This window comes from Clostridium sp. CTA-6, from assembly GCF_054768115.1.
In genome coordinates, this window is the sequence record NZ_BAAAAU010000002.1 from 182,624 (window position 1) to 205,038 (window position 22,415).

The 22,415-nt window shown below is 28.9% G+C and carries 16 protein-coding genes, 1 other RNA gene and 1 other annotated feature; of the genes, 16 read left to right on the forward strand and 1 reads right to left on the reverse strand.

What is annotated here, in order from left to right; translation table 11 throughout:
- The first annotated feature begins 101 nt into the window (after positions 1-101).
- The 12 genes from ACYUDJ_RS04205 to smpB all read left to right on the forward strand — a co-directional run bounded on the left by ACYUDJ_RS04205 (position 102) and on the right by smpB (position 14,697).
- Entirely contained in the window at positions 102-827 is a 726-nt protein-coding gene (locus ACYUDJ_RS04205) for a polysaccharide deacetylase family protein (RefSeq protein WP_042385884.1), read from the forward strand.
- A 192-nt stretch (positions 828-1,019) separates the two neighbouring features.
- Positions 1,020-2,387: an RNA polymerase factor sigma-54 gene (gene rpoN, locus ACYUDJ_RS04210; RefSeq protein WP_187116471.1), complete on the forward strand. Its 1,368-nt coding sequence runs from the start codon at positions 1,020-1,022 to the stop codon at positions 2,385-2,387.
- A gap of 436 nt (positions 2,388-2,823) precedes the next feature.
- A complete protein-coding gene (locus tag ACYUDJ_RS04215) occupies positions 2,824-3,855 on the forward strand; it encodes a sugar-binding transcriptional regulator (RefSeq protein ID WP_003487740.1) in 1,032 nt (343 codons plus the stop codon).
- A 77-nt stretch (positions 3,856-3,932) separates the two neighbouring features.
- Complete coding sequence (gene gap / locus ACYUDJ_RS04220) at positions 3,933-4,940, forward strand: type I glyceraldehyde-3-phosphate dehydrogenase (RefSeq protein ID WP_003355926.1); 1,008 nt, start codon at positions 3,933-3,935, stop codon at positions 4,938-4,940.
- Between the two features lie 296 nt (positions 4,941-5,236).
- Entirely contained in the window at positions 5,237-6,433 is a 1,197-nt protein-coding gene (locus ACYUDJ_RS04225) for a phosphoglycerate kinase (protein WP_042385882.1), read from the forward strand.
- Positions 6,434-6,494: 61 nt separating this feature from the next.
- On the forward strand, positions 6,495-7,241 hold the full coding sequence (tpiA, locus tag ACYUDJ_RS04230; protein ID WP_043030958.1) for a triose-phosphate isomerase: 747 nt from the start codon (positions 6,495-6,497) through the stop codon (positions 7,239-7,241).
- Between the two features lie 83 nt (positions 7,242-7,324).
- A complete protein-coding gene (gene gpmI / locus ACYUDJ_RS04235) occupies positions 7,325-8,854 on the forward strand; it encodes a 2,3-bisphosphoglycerate-independent phosphoglycerate mutase (RefSeq protein WP_043030960.1) in 1,530 nt (509 codons plus the stop codon).
- A gap of 55 nt (positions 8,855-8,909) precedes the next feature.
- The gene (eno, locus tag ACYUDJ_RS04240) at positions 8,910-10,205 is read left to right on the forward strand and encodes a phosphopyruvate hydratase (protein WP_003487736.1); all 1,296 of its coding nucleotides are present in this window, start codon (positions 8,910-8,912) and stop codon (positions 10,203-10,205) included.
- Between the two features lie 209 nt (positions 10,206-10,414).
- A complete protein-coding gene (gene secG, locus ACYUDJ_RS04245; protein WP_043030962.1) occupies positions 10,415-10,648 on the forward strand; it encodes a preprotein translocase subunit SecG in 234 nt (77 codons plus the stop codon).
- Between the two features lie 208 nt (positions 10,649-10,856).
- Positions 10,857-13,034, forward strand: a complete 2,178-nt coding sequence (gene rnr / locus ACYUDJ_RS04250; protein WP_043030964.1) for a ribonuclease R — start codon at positions 10,857-10,859, stop codon at positions 13,032-13,034.
- A 243-nt stretch (positions 13,035-13,277) separates the two neighbouring features.
- On the forward strand, positions 13,278-14,036 hold the full coding sequence (gene surE, locus ACYUDJ_RS04255) for a 5'/3'-nucleotidase SurE (protein ID WP_043030966.1): 759 nt from the start codon (positions 13,278-13,280) through the stop codon (positions 14,034-14,036).
- Positions 14,037-14,226: 190 nt separating this feature from the next.
- Positions 14,227-14,697, forward strand: coding sequence for an SsrA-binding protein SmpB (smpB, locus tag ACYUDJ_RS04260; RefSeq protein WP_043030968.1), 471 nt, complete (start codon positions 14,227-14,229; stop codon positions 14,695-14,697).
- 292 nt (positions 14,698-14,989) lie between these two features.
- Here the strand turns inward: smpB and ACYUDJ_RS04265 are convergent, their stop codons facing one another.
- Complete coding sequence (locus tag ACYUDJ_RS04265; RefSeq protein ID WP_043030970.1) at positions 14,990-16,153, reverse strand: dicarboxylate/amino acid:cation symporter; 1,164 nt, start codon at positions 16,151-16,153, stop codon at positions 14,990-14,992.
- 143 nt (positions 16,154-16,296) lie between these two features.
- Positions 16,297-16,547, reverse strand: a binding site (T-box leader).
- Between the two features lie 374 nt (positions 16,548-16,921).
- Here ACYUDJ_RS04265 and ssrA point away from each other — a divergent pair.
- The 4 genes from ssrA (at position 16,922) to ACYUDJ_RS04285 (ending at position 22,395) form a co-directional block, all read left to right on the forward strand.
- Positions 16,922-17,276: a transfer-messenger RNA gene (gene ssrA / locus ACYUDJ_RS04270) on the forward strand.
- 335 nt (positions 17,277-17,611) lie between these two features.
- Positions 17,612-18,334 (forward strand): response regulator transcription factor, encoded by a 723-nt coding sequence (locus tag ACYUDJ_RS04275; protein WP_043030972.1) that lies wholly within the window; start codon positions 17,612-17,614, stop codon positions 18,332-18,334.
- A 9-nt stretch (positions 18,335-18,343) separates the two neighbouring features.
- Positions 18,344-19,723 (forward strand): sensor histidine kinase, encoded by a 1,380-nt coding sequence (locus tag ACYUDJ_RS04280; protein ID WP_043030974.1) that lies wholly within the window; start codon positions 18,344-18,346, stop codon positions 19,721-19,723.
- Between the two features lie 176 nt (positions 19,724-19,899).
- Complete coding sequence (locus ACYUDJ_RS04285) at positions 19,900-22,395, forward strand: ABC transporter permease (RefSeq protein WP_043030976.1); 2,496 nt, start codon at positions 19,900-19,902, stop codon at positions 22,393-22,395.
- Positions 22,396-22,415 lie beyond the last annotated feature (20 nt).

Sequence of the window (22,415 nt, forward strand, 5' to 3'; positions counted from 1 at the left end):
TTAGAAGTAAGCTTCTAACTCTGTTTTTATTTTTTGAATAAAAATAAATATTTTTGAAACAATATAGTGTTAGATATTATGTTAATAAAAAGGAGTATACAATGAAAAATTTTGGGATTAAGGTTAGTATAAGTTTGATTTTATTATTGTGTGTATCAAGTAGTTATGTATATGCTTTTAATGAAGAATCAAAAGTAGATAATAATTCAGAAGAAAATAAGATAATATATTTAACTTTTGATGATGGACCTAGTATAAACACTAACAAAGTATTAGATGTATTAAATGAATACAATGTTAAAGCAACATTTTTTCTTATAGGAAATCAAATTAAAGGTGAGGAAAATGTTGTAAAAAGAACACAAGATGAAGGTCATAGTATAGGATTACATACGTATACTCATGATTTTAAAAAAATATATTCTAATAATCAGGCTTTTATAGATGAAATGTTAAAATGTCAGGAAGAAATCTATAAAGTAACTGGTACTAAGCCTAATATAATTAGATTTCCAGGTGGTAGCGTAAAAAGATTAAATAAAGGATTTAAAAAGGAATTAGAGGAAAAAGATTTTAAAGTATATGATTGGAATGTAGATTCTCAAGATGGCATAAAACCAAAGATGTCACCTAATAATATATTTAAAAAAGCTACTAAAAGTAATGTTAAAAATGAACCTATAATATTACTTATGCATTGTGATTATATGCAAAACAATACTTGTAAGGCCTTGCCAGGTATAATAAAATTCTATAAAAATAAAGGTTATGAATTTAAGACCATTAATAATGAAACACCAGAATGCTATTTCCCATTAAGAAAATAAATAATTATAAGTAAAAGAGAGACCATTTTATATTTAATAATGGGCTCTTTTTATATTGGCTTTTATATACTAATATAAAAGCTAAATTAATTAATATTAGAGCTATAAGTATTTTTAATTCTTAAGTCTGATGTAGTAAAATTTTTTTTATGATATAATTAAAATGAAAGGGGGGTGTAGGAATTTATGAATATGAATTTTGGCTTATCCTTAACACAGGAACAAAAGTTAATAATGACACAACAAATGCAGCTGTCTATTAAGCTTCTTCAGATGTCTACCTATGAGTTACAACAATATGTTGAAAAGGAAGTTCAAGAAAATCCTGTTTTAGATTCTCAGAATATTCATAAAGAAGATAAGGGTATAGAGGATATAAACTATAAAAAATTAATCAAACATTTAGAGGATAATGGAAATGAATATGGTAGTTATAGTAACTACAATAAAGAAGAAGAAACCTCACCTTTTAATTTTATATCTAATGAAAAATCATTAAAAGAATACTTACAAGAGCAAATTATAGAATTAAATGAAAACAAATACATAAAGTCCATATGCATATACATAATAGAAAACATAGACGATAAAGGGTATTTATCTGTAAACGATGAGGAAATATCTGAGGAATTAAAAGTACCATTAGATTCAATAAAAGAAGCCATAGATATAGTACAGTCATTAGAACCAGATGGTATAGGTGCTAGGAATTTAAAAGAATGTTTAAAGATACAATTAAAAAAGAAATCCATAAATAATAGCAAGATATGTGAAATTATAGACAATTATCTTCCTTTAGTAGCAGAGAATAGATATAACGTTATATCTAAAAAACTTGGTATATCAATAAAAAAGGCTCAGGAATATGGAGATGTTATAAAAACTCTTCAGCCTAAGCCCTCAAGAGGATTTTATACTGGTGATGAAGTAAAATACATAGTTCCAGATGCATATATAAAAAAAATAGATAACGAATACTATATAATTATGAATGAGGAACTATTACCTAAGTTAACAGTAAATAATTTATATAAAGAGATAGTTTTAAATGATACGGATGAAAATGCAGTAGAATTTGTAAAAGAAAAATTAAATAGTGCTATTTTTTTAATTAAAAGTATAGAAAATAGAAAATCTACAATTTATAGAGTATTAGAAAAAATTTTAGAAATACAAAGGGATTATTTTGATTTTGGAATTGAGTTTTTAAAACCAATGACTTTAAGGGAGATAGCTGATAGTTTAGGTATGCATGAGTCTACTATAAGTAGAGCTATAAGAGATAAATATATAAATACTAATAGAGGCACCATACTTATAAAAGATTTATTTACCACAGGAATTACTGCTAATAATAGTACAGGAGAAGATATTTCTGTAGAATTTATAAAAAAAGAAATAAAAGAATTAATAGATAAAGAAGATAAGAAAAAGCCTATATCTGATCAAATAATATGTAATATATTAAATAATAAGGGTATACAAATATCCAGAAGAACTGTGGCTAAATACAGAGAAGAGCTAGGTATACAATCTTCAAAATGTAGAAAGCGTTTTTAAAAGCATGAGTTATAGATTATCATGCTTTTTTTATTTAAATATTAAGTGATTCTTAGATTTTTAGGCGGAGTTTGCTTAGAATAGCTTATCTAGTGATTGTCATTGATAGTATAAAGATTTTGAATAATCGAAGCTTTACAATTCTATATTATTTTGCTAGAAGATAGGATAGTATAAATACTATCAATGGAATAAATTAAATTTGGTGAATTATGTAAAGATGTAAAATTAAAGATATAGAATTAAAAATACTGTTCGGGGGAAAAATAAATTTGAATTTTTAGAAATAATATTGAAATTAAAAAAAATTTTTGAAAAATTTTAAAAAAACCCTTTAAAAGTAGGAAAGATTATCTTATAATATAAGTGGGACATAAAAAAGATACAAGGGACTTAAAAAGTCCAAGGGTTTAATAGAAGCTGAGGAGTGTTCACAATGGAAGGTATTCTAAAGTTGCAGCAAAAGATAGTTCCGGAAATGTTAAAGTTATTAGAAAAAAGATATAACATATTAAGGACTATTTACTATAAACAGCCTATAGGAAGAAGAGTTTTAGCAAATGATTTAGAAATAGGTGAAAGAATAGTAAGGACAGAAATTAATTTTCTAAAAAGTCAAAGCTTAATAGATATTAATTCTTCAGGTATGACTGTAACAAAAGAAGGGGAAGAAATAATAGATAAGTTAAAATCCTTTATACATGAAGTAAAGGGATTAAAAGAAATAGAAAATACAATTAAAAATAAATTAGAAATATTTCAAGTTATAATTGTTCCAGGAAATTTAGATGAGGATATAACAGTTAAAAATGAATTAGGAAAAGCTGCAGCTAATTATTTGAAAAATATAGTACAAGATAAAGATATAATAGCATTAACTGGTGGCAGTACTGTAAAAGAAGTTGTAGATAATATGCCAAAAATAAATACCTTAAAGGATGCAGTTGTAGTTCCAGCAAGAGGTGGCATAGGAAGAGATGTAGAATTACAGGCTAATACTTTAGTTGCAAATTTAGCTTCTAAAATTAATGCTAATTATAAATTGATGCATGTACAGGATAACCTTAGCGAGGCAGCATTAAAAGCTGTTATGGAAGAAAAATCAATAAAAGAAGTATTAGATATGATACACAAAGTTAATATACTAATACATGGCATAGGAATAGCTGAAGTAATGGCTACTAGAAGAGGAATTGCATCAGAAGAGATAGCATATATAGAAGAAAAAAAAGCTGTAGCAGAAGCTTTTGGATATTACTTTGATATGAAAGGTAATGTAGTACATTCAAGCCCAACTATAGGAATAAAAAGAGAAAGCATAAAAAATGCAAACAAACTTATAGCAGTATCAGGGGGCAAAAAAAAGGCTAAAGCAATACTGGCAGCAGAACTTAGAAATACAAATAGTGTATTAATAACAGATGAGGGAGCTGCTAGAGAAATTATTAATATTTTAGAAAATGAATAATACTAAATAATTTAATTTATAAAAGATAAAAATATATATAAAAAGAAAAATGTTTATAATTTTAGGAGGTACTTATAATGGTTAAAGTTGCTATTAATGGATTTGGAAGAATAGGAAGAAATGTGTTCAAGGCTTTGGTTAAGAACTATAAAGATGAATTACAAGTGGTGGCTATAAATGATTTAACAAGCCCAGCTACACTAGCTCATTTATTAAAATATGACAGTTTATATGGAAAATTCGATGGAACTGTAGAAGCTAAAGAAACTTCAATAGTAGTTAACGGAAATGAAATAAAAATATTTGCAGAAAGAGATCCAAAAAATATAGACTGGAATTCAACAGGAGCAGAAATAGTAATAGAATCAACAGGTTTATTTACAGATGGAGAAAAAGCAAATGCTCATTTAGGTGGAACAGTTAAAAAAGTTTTAATTTCAGCACCAGCTAAAAATGAAGATAAAACAATAGTTATGGGTGTTAACCATGAAGAATATGACCCAGCAAACCATAATATAATATCAAATGCATCTTGCACAACAAACTGTTTAGCACCATTTGCTAAAGTTCTTGACGAAAATTTTGGAATAGAATCAGGATTAATGACAACTATTCATGCATATACAGGAGACCAAAGAGTATTAGATGCTCCACACAAAGATTTAAGAAGAGCAAGAGCAGCGGCAGAATCAATGATACCAACAACTACAGGAGCAGCTAAAGCGGTTGCATTAGTATTACCACAATTAAAAGGAAAATTAAATGGAATGGCTGTAAGAGTACCAACTCCAACAGTTTCATTAACAGACTTAGTTTTCACAGTTAAAAAAGATGTAACTGTAGAAGAAATTAATGCAGCACTTAAAAAAGCAGCTGAAGGTGAATTAAAAGGAATATTAGGATACAGCGAAGAACCACTAGTATCAATCGACTACAGAGGAGACGAAAGATCTTCAATAGTTGACGCATTATCAACTAGTGTAATAGATAACAGATTAGTTAAAGTTGTTTCATGGTATGACAATGAATATGGTTATTCTCACAGATTAGCAGATTTAACTAAATTTGTAGCTGATAGACTTTAATATAAAAAAGTATAGAGGATACTTTTAGTTTGAATATAATTTAATAATTAAAAGTTCTCCTTTTATAAAAAAAGGTTTGGTTTCTCTATAATTCCAAACCTTTTTTACACATTATTAATATTAAGTTAAATATATTGATTTAATATAGTATTATAAGGAATAAATTTCTTGTAAATATATAGTAAATATTGACATTGTTATAGCAATAAAGCTAAAATAGAATAAGATAGTATAGCATAAATAAATTAATTGTATATACTAATAACCCCATAATATTATATAAGAGGTGAATGTCAATGAATTATAACAAAAAAAGTATAGAAGATATAGATGTAAAAGGCAAAAAAGTATTAGTAAGATGCGACTTTAATGTACCACTAAGCGAAGGCAAAATAACAGATGAAAATAGATTAGTAGGAGCACTTCCAACAATTAAGTATTTAATGGAAAAGGGTGCTAAAATTATACTTTGTTCCCATATGGGAAAACCAAAGGGAGAACCTAAAAAGGAACTTTCATTATTACCAGTAGCTAAAAGATTATCAGAAATGTTAAATAAAGAAGTAATATTTGCAGATGATGATAATGTAGTTGGTGAAAATGCTAAAAAATCAGTAAAAGATATGAAAGATGGAGATATAGTATTACTACAAAATACTAGATATAGAAAAGAAGAAACTAAAAATGAAGAAGTTTTTTCAAAGGAATTGGCCTCTCTTGCAGACTTATTTGTAAATGATGCCTTCGGAACAGCTCATAGAGCTCATTGTTCAACAGTAGGGGTTACAAATTATCTAGAAGAAGCTGCTTGTGGATATTTAATACAAAAAGAATTAAAATTCTTAGGAAATGCAGTGGAAAAACCAGAAAGACCATTTGTAGCAATATTAGGTGGAGCTAAGGTTTCAGATAAAATAAATGTTATAAATAATCTATTAGATAAAGTAGATATTTTAATAATAGGCGGAGGAATGGGATATACATTCTTAAAATCTCAAGGATACACTGTAGGAGATTCTCTATTAGAAGAAGATAAAGTAGAATATGCAAAAGAAATGATAAATAAAGCAAAAGAAAAAGGTGTAAATTTATTACTACCAGTAGATATTACAATAGCTGATAGATTTGATAAAGATGCAAAACCTATTATAACTGAAGACCAAAATGTTGGCGAGGGATATATGGGATTAGACATAGGACCTAAAACAGCAAAAATGTACTCAGATGCTATAAAATCAGCAAAAACAGTAATATGGAACGGACCTATGGGAGTTTTTGAATTTAAAAATTTTGCAAATGGAACTATAGAAGTGGCTAAGGCCATGGCAGATTCTGATGCTGTAACAATAATAGGCGGAGGAGATAGTGCAGCTGCAGTAAATATTCTTGGATTTGGAGATAAGATGACTCATATTTCTACAGGTGGCGGAGCTTCTCTAGAATTCTTAGAAGGAAAAGAACTACCAGGAATAGCGGCTCTTAACGATAAATAAAAAGTAGAAAATAAATAGTTATACAGTAGTATTTATAAAATATATTGGAGCGTGATTTAAAATGAGAACAGCTATAATAGCGGGAAACTGGAAAATGAACAAAACTGTAAAAGAAGCAGTAGAATTAGTTAAAGAATTAAAACCTCTTGTTAAAGATGCAAAATGTGATGTAGTTGTATGCCCTACTTATGTATGTCTTCCAGCTGTATTAGAAGAAGTTAAAGGAAGCAATATAAAAGTAGGTGCTCAAAACATGCACTTTGAAGAAAATGGAGCTTATACAGGTGAAATAGCACCTAAAATGTTAGAAGAGCTAGGAGTTCATTATGTAATTATAGGACATAGTGAAAGAAGACAATACTTTAATGAAACAGATGAAACTGTAAATAAAAAAGTAAAAAAAGCTTTTGAACATAATTTAATTCCAATAGTTTGTTGTGGAGAAAGCTTAGATCAAAGAGAAGGAAACATAACAGAAAAAGTTTTAGAAGAACAAATAAAAGTTGGATTAAAGGAATTAAATAAAGAACAAGTAGAAAAATTAGTTATAGCATATGAACCAATTTGGGCTATAGGAACAGGAAAAACTGCTACAGATGAACAAGCAAATGAAACTATAGGATATATAAGAACTGTAGTAAAAGCTATGTATGGTGAGAGCGTTGCAGATAAAGTAAGAATCCAATACGGTGGATCTGTTAAACCTGGCACTATTAAAGCTCAAATGAATAAAGAAGAGATTGACGGTGCGTTAGTAGGCGGTGCAAGCTTAAAAGCAGAAGATTTTGCAGCTATAGTAAATTACTAAAAGTGATAAGCTATAAGTTACGAGTTCTTTTAGATTAGTATTTCTCATTTGTATATTTTATTTAATGAGATTTGGAGGTAGAAATGAGTAAAAAGCCAGTAGTTTTAATGATACTAGATGGATTTGGATTAACAAATAAGGTGGATGGCAATGCAGTATCAGCAGCCAATAAGCCTAATTTAGATAATATATTAAAAAAATATCCATATACTCAATTAGGTGCCAGTGGGATGGAAGTAGGTCTTCCAGAAGGTCAAATGGGTAATTCAGAAGTAGGACATTTAAATATAGGTGCAGGAAGAATAGTATATCAAGCTCTTACAAAAATAACAAAATCTATTTCTGATGGAGATTTTTTTGAAAATGCAGCTTTAAATAAAGCTATAGAAAATGCAAGAAAAAATAATTCTACGCTACATCTTTTAGGGCTTTTATCACCAGGTGGAGTACATTCTCATATAGACCATTTAAAAGGATTAATAAAATTAGCAAAAGAAAAAGATATTAAAAAAGTTTATATTCATGCATTCTTAGATGGAAGAGATGTAGCACCATCATCAGCTAAAGAATATATAGAAGACATAGAAAATTATATGAAAGAGATTGGTGTAGGGGAAATAGCTACAATATCAGGAAGATATTATGCAATGGATAGAGATAAAAGATGGGAAAGGGTACAACTTTGTTATAATGCTATTGTATTAGGAAAAGGTGAAGAAGTTAACTCAGCAGTAGAAGGGTTAGAAAAATCTTATAGAGACAATAAAACTGATGAATTTGTTTTACCAGCAGTAGTATTAAAAGAAGGAAAACTTAAAGCAAAAATAGAAAATAAAGATTCAGTGGTATTTTTTAATTTTAGACCAGATAGAGCTAGAGAGCTTACAAGAGCTATAAATGATAAAGTATTTGATGGTTTTGAAAGAAAAACTTTAGATTTAACTTATGTTACTATGACAGAATATGATAGTACTTTAGAAAATGTAGAGGTAGCTTTCCCTCCAGAACATTTAAACAATACTTTAGGGGAATATGTAAGTAAAAATGGTAAAAAGCAATTAAGAATAGCTGAAACAGAAAAATATGCTCATGTTACTTTCTTCTTTAATGGTGGAGTAGAAGAGCCTAACGAAGGAGAAGATAGAGTTTTAGTTCCATCACCAAAGGTAGCAACTTATGATATGCAACCAGAAATGAATGCATATGAAGTTACAGATAAACTTTTGGAAAAATTAGATGAAGATAAATACGATATGGTAATATTAAACTTTGCAAATCCAGATATGGTAGGTCATACAGGAGTATTTGAAGCAGCAAAGAAAGCTATAGAAACTGTGGATGAGTGTGTAGGTAAAATAGTTAATAAAATTTTGGAGAAAGATGGGACTGCATTTATTACAGCTGACCATGGAAATTCAGAAGAAATGATAGACTATTCTACAGGAAAGCCTATGACCGCTCACACAACAAATCCAGTACCATTTATGTATGTATCTAATAATAGTAAAGAACTAAGAGAAGGCGGAAAATTAGCAGATATAGCACCAACAATGCTACAAGTTATGAACCTTCCTAAACCTATTGAAATGACAGGGAATAGTCTTATTAAATAATAGAGAAACTATATTTAAGATAAAATAATTTTTTTAAAAATAAGGAGGACCCAACATGAAAAATTATATTGAAATAGTAGATGTATATGCAAGACAAATCTTAGATTCAAGATGCAATCCTACAGTAGAAGTAGAAGTAGAATTAGAAGACGGAACAGTAGGAGTAGCAGCAGTTCCATCAGGAGCTTCTACAGGAGCTTTTGAAGCAGTTGAATTAAGAGATGGAGATAAATCTCAATACTTAGGTAAAGGTGTTTTAAAAGCTGTAGATAATGTAAACACTACAATAGCAGATGAACTTGTTGGAATGAATGTTTTAGATCAAGTAGCTATTGATAAAACTATGATAGAATTAGATGGAACAGACAATAAAGCAAAATTAGGTGCAAATGCAATGTTAGGAGTATCTTTAGCTTGTGCAAAAGCTGCAGCTAACTCTTTAGGAATGAGTTTATACCAATACATAGGAGGAGTAAACGGAAAAGTTTTACCAGTACCTATGATGAACATAATAAATGGTGGAAAACATGCGGACAACAATGTTGACCTTCAAGAATTCATGATAATGCCAGCAGGAGCTCCTTCTTTCAGCGAAGCTTTAAGAATGTGTTCAGAAGTATATCATGCATTAAAATCAACATTAAAAGCACAAGGATATGATACAGGAGTAGGCGACGAAGGTGGATTTGCTCCAAACTTAAAATCAAATGAAGAAGCTATAGTAGTTATAATAGAAGCTATAAAGAAAGCTGGATATACTCCAGGAGAAGATATATTCATAGCTTTAGATCCAGCTTCATCAGAAATATTTGAAGATGGAAAATACAACCTAGCAGGAGAGGGAAGAGTATTAACTCCAGAAGAAATGGCAAACTACTATGTAGAATTAGCAGAAAAATACCCAATAATCTCCATAGAAGACGGTATGGCAGAAGAAGATTGGGATGGTTGGAAAATCCTTACTGAAAAAATAGGAAACAAAGTTCAATTAGTAGGAGACGATTTATTCGTTACAAATACTGAAAGATTATCAAAAGGAATAAAATTAGGAGTTGCAAACTCAATTCTTATAAAACTTAACCAAATAGGAACATTAACAGAAACATTAAATGCTATAGAAATGGCAGAAAGAGCTGGATATACAGCAGTAGTATCTCATAGATCAGGAGAAACTGAAGATACAACAATAGCTGACTTAGTTGTTGCAGTAAATGCAGGACAAATAAAAACAGGTGCTCCAGCAAGATCAGAAAGAGTTGCTAAATACAATCAATTATTAAGAATAGAAGAAGAACTTAATGATATGGGAGAATACAGAGGATTAAAAGCATTCTACAATATCAATAAATAATAATTTTTAAAACAAGGGACTGCTCATAGTATGGGTAGTCCTTTAATCTATAAAAATATATATGTAATTAAAATATAAACGAATTCCTTAAAGTTAAGTCGTTGTGTTAGTGTAAATTATGTGATAAAATAGTTTTGTATATTGTGTATTAAATGAGAAAATTATAACAGTAAAGATATATAATCTTTTACATATTAGGAGGATATAAAATGTATACATTTTCAATAATATTATTAACTATAGTTTCAATAACATTAATAGTAGTAGTCCTAATGCAACCTAGTAAAACTAATGGATTAAGTGGTTTTATGGGTGGAGGTTCAGAAACTTTTTATTCAAAAAATAGAACTAGAACTTCTGAATCAGTATTATCAAGGATTACTGTAGTATGTTCTATATTATTTGCTATCATAGTATTAGCACAAAATTTATTAGCTAAATAATAAAAATTAAAAGAGTATGATTTAATTAGCTGTTTAATGTGAATAATTAACAGCTATTTTTTTATAAAAAATTTTAAAAAATGTTAATCAATTAGTGGATAAATTTGCTATGATATAAATAACATATAAAAATCATTAATTGTATTATAAAAAATAGATTAATGCTTAGAATATATGTTATAAGCCTTTAATTAGTAGGAGGGATTTTATGAAGATAAGAGAAACAATATTAGCTTTTATGGAAGAGCAGGCATATAAACCTATGAATATAAAAGAATTGAAGCAGGTGTTTGGAGTAACTAAACATGAATATAAAGATTTTGAGAAAATGTTAAAGGATATGGAAAAGGACGGACAAATAGTTAAAACAAGAACGGAACACTATGGTATACCAGCCAGAATGGGATTAGTTGTAGGAAAACTTCAAGGACATCAAAAAGGTTATGGATTTGTTATACCAGAAGAAGAAAGAGAAGATATTTTTATACCAGCATCTAGTATGAATGGAGCTATGCATACTGATAGAGTATTAGCTAAAATTACTAAAGAATCAGCTAATGGAAAAAGATGCGAAGGTGAAATAATAAGAATATTAGAAAGAGGCAATAAAACAGTCATAGGCATATACGAAGATAGTAAAAACTTCGGTTTTGTGGTTTCCGATGATAAAAAGATATACCAAGACATATTTATACCAAAGGGAGATAAAAATGGAGCAAAAACAGGTCAAGTAGTTATAGCAGAAATTGTAACCTATCCAGAAAAGAGAAGAAATCCTGAAGGAAGGGTTATAGAAATATTAGGTAATAAAGAAGATAAGGGTATAGATATATTAACCATAATAAAGAAAAATAAATTACCAGAGGAATTCCCACCAAAGGTACAAAGTTATGCAGACAATATATCAGAAGCAATTCCAGAAGAAGAGTATAAAAGAAGGAAAGACTTAAGAGATTTAACTATTGTTACTATAGATGGAGAGGATGCCAAGGATTTAGATGATGCTATATCTTTAGAAAGATTACCTAATGGAAACTATTATTTAGGAGTACATATAGCAGATGTATCTCACTATGTAAAAGAGAAGAATCCACTAGACAAAGAAGCTTTAAAAAGAGCAACTTCAGTATATCTTATAGATAGGGTAATACCAATGCTGCCTAAAAAACTTTCTAATGGAATATGTAGTTTGAACCCTAAAATTGATAGATTAACCTTAAGCTGTTTTATGGAAATAGATAAAAATGGTAAGGTAGTAGATCATAAAGTGGTAGAAAGTATAATAAAAAGCACTGAAAGAATGACTTATACAGATGTAACTAAAATACTAAGAGATGAAGATGAGGAAACTATAAATAAATATAGTAATTTGGTAGATTATTTCAAACTTATGGAGGAACTTTGCAAAATACTTTACAAGAGAAGATTAAAAAGAGGAGCTATAGATTTTGATTTTGAGGAATGTAAAATAATATTAGATGAAAAGGGTAAACCAATAGATATAAAACCTTATGAAAGAGCTATAGCAAACAGAATAATAGAGGAATTTATGCTCGTTTGTAATGAAACCATAGCAGAGCATATGTTCTGGTCTAATTTACCTTTTGTATATAGAACACACGAAGATCCAGATGAAGAAAAATTAATGCATTTTAACGAGTTTGTTCATAACTTAGGGTATGTTATAAGATGGGGTAATGATATTCATCCAAAATCATTGCAAACTATTATAGAAAAAGTAAAAGGAGAAAAAGAAGAAACTGTAGTTAGTACATTACTTTTGCGCTCCTTAAAGCAAGCAAGATATTCTCCAGAATGTATAGGACACTTTGGATTAGCAGCAAGATATTACTGTCACTTTACTTCACCAATAAGGAGATATCCGGACCTTATAATACACAGAATAATAAAAGAATATATAAATGGACAGATTGATGATAAGAGAGCCACAAGGCTTACAACAGAAGTAGAATATGCTTCTAAACAATCTTCAGAAATGGAAAGAGTAGCTCAAGAAGCTGAAAGAGAAGTAGATGATTTAAAGAAAGCAGAATATATGAGTGAAAGAATAGGAGAAGAATACGAAGGAATAATATCCTCAGTAACCAACTTTGGAATGTTTGTAGAACTACCAAATACAATAGAAGGATTAGTTCATATAAGTACATTATCTGATGATTACTATATATATGATGAAAGAAGATTAAGTTTAATTGGAGAAGCTAGCAAAAATATATATAGATTAGGAGATACAGTAAAAATTAAAGTTTCAAAAGTAGATTTATTTAGTCATGAAATATATTTTGATATTATAAAAGATGATGAAGAAGATAAAGAAGAGGCTGAATTTATAGAAGAAACAGAAAAGTATAATACTAATTTATAAGTTAAAAATTATTTAAGAGAAACTCAGTTTAAAATTAATACTGAGTTTCTTTTATAAGTTTTAAAAAATTATAATTCATGGACAACTCTATAATAAAAATTCATTACTTAATTATTTGAAAAATTATATCATATTAAATTAGACAGAGAACACGTTCAATTGTAAAATTAATAAAAATATACTAATATTATAAGTAGATAATTTCAAATATAAAAATAGAAATTTATAAAATGGAGGCAAAATATGAATATATTATTGACTAACGATGATGGAATAGAGGCAGAAGGAATAAACACCTTAGCTGAGCTATTAAGTAAATATCATAATGTTACCATGGTAGCACCTGAAAATCAAAGAAGTGCATCAAGTCATTCTATAACTATATATGAGCCCATAATAGTAAAACAGGTGAAAAAGCCTTATAATATAGAGGCATACAGTATAAGTGGCACTCCAGCAGATTGTGTAAAAGTAGCTTTAGATAAATTAGTTCCAGATAATATAGATATAGTTATATCTGGAATCAATAAAGGTCTTAATATAGGTAATGATATATTATACTCAGGAACGGTTTCTGCCGCTATAGAAGGATCTATGTATAAGGTACCATCTATTGCTGTATCTGCTGAATTTATAAAAAATAAAAAAGAAAATTATGAAATAGCTGCTAAATATACATTAGAAATTTTAAGTAGAGTTAAAAAAGAGGACTTAAAAAATGATGTAGTATTAAATTTAAATATTCCTTTTTGCAGTGAAGAGGAAATAAAAGGTATAAAGGTATGCAAAGTAGGTAACAAAATTTTTAATACTAGATTCTCAGAAGAAATAGATGAAGAGGGTAATAAAGTATTAAAATTAGAGGGAGATATAAATAAGGATATTTATGAGGGTACAGATGTATATTATATAAGAAATAAATATGTAACCTTAACACCTCTACATTATGATTTAACTAATTTTAATATATTAGAAGAGACAGAAGAACTATTCTTAGGATAAATTATAAATCAGTAACTATGAAAAGCACAATTGATATTTTTTATAGAATTAATATGTTTTATTTCAAAATAAAACATATTTAAATAAAGAACTCAAGTGATTTATAATAGTTATGTTTGAAATGAATATACATAGATGATATACTATGTATTATTATAACTAAAAAGTTATTCCGTTAGGCGGTGATTTCATGAGTAAAAAGAAGGGAAGCAACACTCTTGCAGAAAATAGAAAAGCAAGGCATGATTATTTTATAGAAGAAACCTATGAAGCTGGTATAGAATTAGTAGGAACAGAGGTTAAATCTATAAGACAAGGAAAAGCAAACTTAAAAGATAGTTATGCTGAGATTAGAAATGGAGAAGTTTTTGTTAGAAACATGCATATAAGTCCCTATGAACAAGGGAACATATATAATAAAGATCCACTAAGAGATAGAAAATTGTTACTTCATAAGAGTGAAATATATAAATTAGTAGGCTTTACAACCCAACAGGGGTATACCCTAATTCCTTTATCATTGTATCTTAAACATGGCAGAGTAAAAGTTAGTTTAGCTGTAGCTAAAGGTAAGAAAAATTACGATAAGAGAGATGCAATGCTAGAAAAGGTAGCAAAGAGAGAAATGGACAGACAAATTAAAGAAAGAAGTAGATATTAAAAGTAAATGAAGGTGTATTAAAATATATTTAATTTTAATACTGCTACGATAAAAAATACATTTCATAAACTAATTCATTTTGCTAAGAAGTTCTAAATATGGTTCCATTAAAAATTTTTTACCCGGTCAAGAAGCCATCCTTGGCTTCACTCCCGGTTCCTCACGTCCTGTGAGGAATTACAAAAATTTTTAATTTCACCATATTAAGAACTACTATAGCTTATTCATATGTTTATGAAATGTATTTTTTTATCTTCGCAATATTAAAATTAAATATTTATATGAAATTTGTTTATAAATTCTTTTTCTTAGCGATACCTGTAAGCATTAGTGCTATAGCCCCATCTCCGGTTACATTACATGCAGTTCCAAAGCTATCTTGAAGGGCAAATATAGTTAAAATTAAAGCGGTTCCAGCTTCATTAAATGCTAAAACACTAATTATTAGTCCTAGAGACGCCATAACTGTTCCACCAGGAACTCCAGGAGCTCCAATTGCGAATATACCTAATAATAATATAAATAATAGCATAGTTGAGAAAGCAGGTAATTTTCCATATAGAATTTGAGAAACTGTCATTACAAAGAATACTTCTGTCAAAACAGAACCACATAAGTGAATATTAGAGCATAATGGTATAGCAAAATCCACAATATCTTCTCTAAGAACCTTTGATTTTTTAGCAGATTTTAAAGCTACAGGTAAAGTAGCTGCACTAGACATAGTTCCAACTGCTGTAAGGTAAGCAGGACCATAGTGCTTTAACACTTCCCATGGATTTTCCTTTGAAATAGCTCCGCCAACTAAATAAAGTACAGTAAGCCAAATAAAATGACCTATTAAGACTATAATTATAACCTTTAAGAAAATTGGTAATTGTGTACTTAGACTACCTTCATATGCTAAAGCAGCAAAATTTGTTGCTATAAAAAACGGTAGTATAGGAATAATAACTTTATTTACTATGCTTAGAATTATATTCTGGAATTGATCCAGTATCTTTTCAATTAGATCAGAATTAGTCCATCCAGTAGCCAATCCTAGTAATAAAGCTAAAGCTAAAGCACTCATAACGCTCATTATAGGTGGTATATCTAATTTAAACACTAGTTCAGGTAATTTTCTTAATCCCTCTGGATTAGAAGCTATAGAAAGCTTAGGAATTAAAGCATAACCGGCCATCATAGACAAAAATGCTGCTGCCACAGAAGAAATGTATGCTATGAGGACTGTTATACCTACAAATTTACTAGCATTTTGTTTTAATTTTGCTATAGATGGTGTTATAAACCCTAATATTATTAAAGGTACAGCAAAGAAAATAATCTGTCCTAAAACATATTTTATGGTAATTACTACACCTATTGTAGGTTTAGAAGAATAGGATCCAATTAATATACCTACAATAACTCCTAAGATGAGTTTAAAAATTAAATTATTAAAAAGTTTTTTCATTTTATAATCCCCCTTGTATAATATAGTCGTAATATTTTAAATGGAAAAATATTTTAATTTCTAAATAAATATTAAATCTTAGCTTTAATGATAAATTTGCTTATTATTTAAATTTTGAGAAATAAAAAAACTCCTACCTCTAATACAGAGGCAGAAGTTATATTCCGCGGTTCCACTCTGTTTATATGCAAATAAAAAACATGCATATAACTCAAAAATATTAGGTACAAACATACCTTAACGCTATAACGGGCGTCCACGCTAAAATCTACTTAATTCGAAAAAGAGCTCCTAGAGGCACTTCTGATAATTTTCACTTAAAGTCTCTTTCAGCCAGGGGAGACTTCTCTCTGAAAGTTTCTATTAACGTACTTTCTCTATTCATAGCTTTTAATACTTAGTATTCCTATTTGAATAATATTTTTAAATAGATTATAAATAATACAAAGCTATATGTCAATATAAATTTAATAAAAAAACTCAGAATTTTTTATTAAAAGTGTTAAAAAATATATATTGAAATTTAAAGAATATTACTATATCATATGTTTACGGAAGTAATTTGTGAATATCTTCTACAGAGTAATATTATTAAAAAATAGTTACACTAATATGTAAAAGGAGTATTTCATAATTTCACTTTCAAAGTATTTACAATTTTTACTGATAAGAGTATTTGACAATTACATTTTCATATTGTAAACTATAGATACTAAAAAACTTAATATTTAAATATCGTTGCAAAAACCCATATAAATTTTATAACATGGGGGCGCAATGGTTTCGACGGGGGCAAGTTGCTCCTGGGAAGCGAGTCGAAGGGATCCTGTACCTGCGTTAAAAAACTGGGAACTTAAATATAATTGCAAACGATAATTTTGCATTAGCTGCCTAATAGTTGCAGCTCGTCAGCCTAAGAGTCCCACGACTTAGGGTCTGGCGTCGACGGTGGGGAACCGAGCCTTACAAAGCTTTGAGTAAGGAACGGAATTAATGAAGCTACTAAATCTAAGAGCCTGCTTATCGGCGCTTAGAGGAGGGAATGTAAAAGGATAAACTGCACTCGGAGATGCCCAGGGGTTGCTGCTTTCGGACAGGGGTTCGATTCCCCTCGCCTCCACCATGAAACCCACGACAGAAATGTCGTGGGTTTTTATATATTAATTTTTGTATATTAATAGAAAATCATAATTGGTATTGGGAAAATGTTATAGAAATAGCAGTTTAGAATATAATAATTGGTTTCATAAGATTTAAAGTTGATAATTAAGAAACGGAATTGGGATATTCAGAACAGAGTCTTAGGATACATAATTTCCCAAAAACTGAAATACTATTAAAAAGTTAATTGCAAAGTATGGTTAATAGAATTACGATATTAGATATAATAGTAATATAAAGGAAATGTTCATTTGGTTAGAGTAACATTTTTTATTATTACATATAAAGGAGGATTATATGGTAATGCATAATGAACTGAACTTTACTAATTCTAGAATTTTACTTATTGATGATGAATTAGATATAACTGATCTTATAGAAGAAGTGCTAAAAAGCGATGGCTTTAAAGAAATAAAAAAAGCTCACTCAGGCATAGAAGGCATAAATCTAGCAAAAAAATATTCACCACACATCATTGTACTAGATATAATGCTTCAAGATATAGATGGTATAGAGGTTTGTAAAAAAATAAGAGAATTCTCTTATTCTCCAATACTTTTCCTATCATCAAAAGACGATGAGATAGATAAGATACTAGGTCTTAGTAGTGGAGGGGATGATTATATCACAAAACCATTTAGTCCAAGAGAAATATCCTTTCGTATAAAAGCTCAAATTCGCAGACAACATTATAATAAATCCGTAGAAAATACCAATGAAATAGTTAATATAGGCAATTTATTCATTGATATAGATGGGGGAAGAGTACTTAAGGAAGAAAAGGAAATAGAATTAACAGGTACAGAATTTAAAATATTATCCTATTTAGCTCAAAACCTAAACAAAATAATAAGTAAAGAGAGACTATATGAACAAATATGTGGAGAATATGCAGTAGGCTGTGATAATACTATTATGGTTCATATAAGACACCTAAGAGAAAAGATTGAAATAAATCCTTCAATGCCTGAACTTCTCCTAACAGTAAAGGGCTTAGGTTATAAGCTAGTAAAGGAATAGGAGTAATTCATGAAAGTAGATTATAAACGTTTATTACATACCTACGTTACTTTATTTATTGGATTGATACTTATTTTAGTCGTTATAATAGTTGTTACTTTTAAAGTTATTACTATAAAGAAGCCTAATGGGAATATAGCATTGAGTAATTGGCCAAGAATTTTCACTCAGGAATTTTCAGAGGAAATTACAGTTAATAAAGATAAGCATTTTATTACGGAAGAGGGAAGAGAAAAGCTTAAGGAAAATAAATTATGGATTCAGATAATTGATAAGGATGGCAATGAAATTGAAAGCTATAATAAACCTAAAAATGTAAAGCAACGATATTCTCAGGTTGATTTATTAAAGCAACAAGAAAGTAATGAAGTCTTTATTAGCACTGTTACCCTTAATGGAAAGGACTTTGTTTATCTAATAGGCTTTTATAATAAAATATCTAAGGTAACTATGTATTTAGACAATAATGAATTTATAAGTGGTAAATCAATCATTCTCCCTATACTTGGAGTTATTATTTTTATAGTTATTGTTTTGGGTGGAGTTTATGGCATTAGATTAACCAGGGAAATGTCTAAAATAATTAGGAGCTTAGAAAAAATATCCTTAAGAAACTATGAAGCTAAAGAAAGTAAAGGGGAATTTGGAGTTATTTATGAGAATCTAAATAGGCTAGACAATGAGCTTAAATTAAGAGAGAAAAAGAGATATATGGATGACAAGTTAAGAAAAGAGTGGATTTCTAATATAACTCATGATTTAAAAACACCTTTATCACCTATTAAAGGCTATGCAGAGTTAATAGCTAATCCAATTGGGAATAATAATTTGGAAAGGACTCAAGTTTATGGGAAAATTATATTAAAGAATATTCTCTATGCAGAAAAGCTTATTGATGATTTGAAATTAACCTATCAGCTTGAAAATGGTATGCTGCCTTTAAACAAAAAGAATGGGAATATAGTAAGGTTTATCAAAGAAATTGTAATTGATATATTAAATAATCCTGAATTTCAGCATAAAAACATTAATTTTCATAGTGATGAGGAAGTTATTAATATAGAGTATGATTGTCTTCTTTTAAAAAGGGCGTTAATGAATCTAATATATAACTCAATTATTCATAATGATGATGACACAGAGATTAAAATACTTATAGAGAAATGTGGAAACACAAGAATATGTATTTGTGATAATGGAAGAGGCATGAGTGAAGATGAGGTAGAGAATCTCTTTGTAAGATATTATAGAGGAGCAAATACGGATAAGAAGACAGAAGGAACAGGCCTTGGGATGGCTATAGCCAATGAAATAATTCAAGGACATAATTGGAATATTTATGTGGAAAGTAAATTAGGAGAAGGGACAAAATTTATAATTGAGTTTTAACATTAAGGTAGTCTTAAGGTTAAATGAAATGGATATTAAGGTTGTTAGTCTATTATTTTTAATAAGCTAACAATTTTTTTGTACAGAAAATATGGTTAAACAAAAAAATAAGACGGAGTTAGTGGCGCAGCGGCTCCTATTTTATTAAAAATGAAAATAAAAAAGAGGGTGAATAAATGAAAATCATATTTAAGTATATTTTAAATAACATTAAGGAAAGAAAGACTAGGACAGCTGTTATGCTGCTATCTGTAGTATTTTCTACTACTTTATTATTTGTTTCCCTTACTATAGGAGATTCTTATAAAGCAGCTCAAAGAAAGATGGAAAAAGGATATTCAGGGACTGCCACAGTAAGTGTAAAAGCAACGAAGAATGAAAATGAACAATTTAAATTTATTAAAGAAGATGTAGTAAAAAATCTAGACAAAATTAAAAGTAAGGTAGGAATAATAAAAAGTACAGGATTATATTGTGAAAATGGATATTTTGAAAACTTTGATATATTGGCAGCAGATTTAGATGGACTTAATACTATTAATAAACCAAGGCTTATGGATAATAATGATTTAAGTAATTTTAGTGGATATAAAATAATTCTTCCAGAGAAATTTACAACTAAATATAAGATAAAAAAGGGAGATAACATAAAGATAACAATTAATCAAAAAACTATCAACTTTCAAGTCTATGGAATTGCAGCCTATGATACAGTATTTTTAAGAAGCACTAGAGGATTTAATGCATTAATTCCAAAGGAAACCTTAAGAGATATTTTAAATATAAAGGATGAATACACTGAAATTCTTTTAGAGCCTAAAGAAAATATTGATACTAATACCCTAATAACAGAAGTATCAAAAAATGTATCTCAAAATAAATATAAGGTTAGTGCTGTTGTAGATGAAAAACAAATAGAACAGGATGCAAAACAAAAAACTATGCCTTTTCTCTTAATAAGTTTTTTTTCATTAACAATGAGTGTTTTTATTATATATAGTAGTTATAAAGTTATTACAATTGAAAGATTACCTGTAATAGGAACATTCCGTAGTATTGGAGCAACTAAGAAGAAAGTTACACAGATACTTATATTAGAAAGCTTAGTTTATGGAATATTAGGGGGTGGGATAGGAATACCTCTAGGGATAATTGTATTAAAGTTTATGTTGGGAGGAATGACAGAAAATCTTACACAAGGAGTAGAGATTCCTATGGTTATTACCACTCTAAATGTTATAATAACATTCTTTGTAGCGATTATTATGTCAATTTTAAGTGCTTATATTCCAGTGAAAAGATCTAGTGAAATTCCAGTAAAGCATATTGTACTAGGAACAGTAGAGGAAAAGTGTGTGACTAATAAATTTAAGATAAAAGTTGCAGTAAGTTTATTTATTATATCAATTTTGCTGCCTAATATATTAAAAGGGAATATGCTATTAATTGGAGGAGGAATATCTTTAATAACGTTAATAGTTGCTGCTCTTATCCTAATACCTATAATTACAGATGCTATTTCTTTAGTTTTAGAAAAAGTATATGCTGTGATTTTAGGTAATGAGGGAAAGCTTTCTGCAAGAAATATGAGAGGTAATAAGAATGTTACTCAAAGCATTACTCTTCTTTTTATAAGTATATCAGCTGTTATTGTGATTACTGTAGTAGGAAGTTTTGTAAGTACTTATATTGGAGATGTATTTAAAGGAGCTAAACTAGATGGCTTTACAGAAGCTAAGAATATTGATAAGGCCTTTGTAGATAGATTAAAAGAGAGTGATAATGTGAAATCAGTATTACCACTCTATGTTATTAATGGAACAATGACTTTGGATAGATTTGGTACAAATAGAGTTGAAGGAGTCGATAGCTTAGAGGAGTACAATGATATGTTTGCATTAAAATATGAGGATAGTGAAAAGAAGAATAATGCAATTAAGAAATTCAATGAGGATAGGAATATATTATTAAATTATGACTTTATAAAAACGCTTAAAGTTAAAGTTGGAGATAAAATTCAAGTAGCTATGGGGAATAGTAAATATAAATATAAAGTAATTGGAATCTACAAATCTAGAGCTAATAACTCACAAGCAGTACTTCCATCTAAATATTTAGAAAGTGACTTTGGACAAAATGCCTATGGCTTGGTAGTTTACACTTCAAAAGATCCAGAGGGGACAATGGCAGAAATAAGAAGTATGCATGGAGGTAAGGAAAATTACAGCAGAACAGTGAAGGAGTTTACTAAGGATGGCTTGGAAGTGGTAACAGCCTTTTTAAGGCCATTAAATAGTCTTACTTACTGTATTTTATTACTAAGCACTATAGGTATTATAAACAATCTATTGATAAATTATATCCAAAAACAAAGAGAAATAGCTATGTATAAGGCTGTGGGGCTTAGTATAAAGCAGAGTGTAAAGATGACCTTAATAGAAGGTTTTACTTCAGGTATAATAGGTGCTGGAGCTGGTATGATAATTTCTTATTTAGAAGTAAGAACAATATTTATCGTGGCAGGACCTAGAATATCAATGAGTCCAGACTTTCAGTTATCTACATTTTTAATAGCAGGATTCATAGGAATAGTTATAACATTAGTAGGTTCAATTGTTCCGATAATAAAGAACACTAAGATGCAAATAGTTGAAAAGATAAAAGCAGAGTAGTTTTTTTGGGAGGAGTTAAT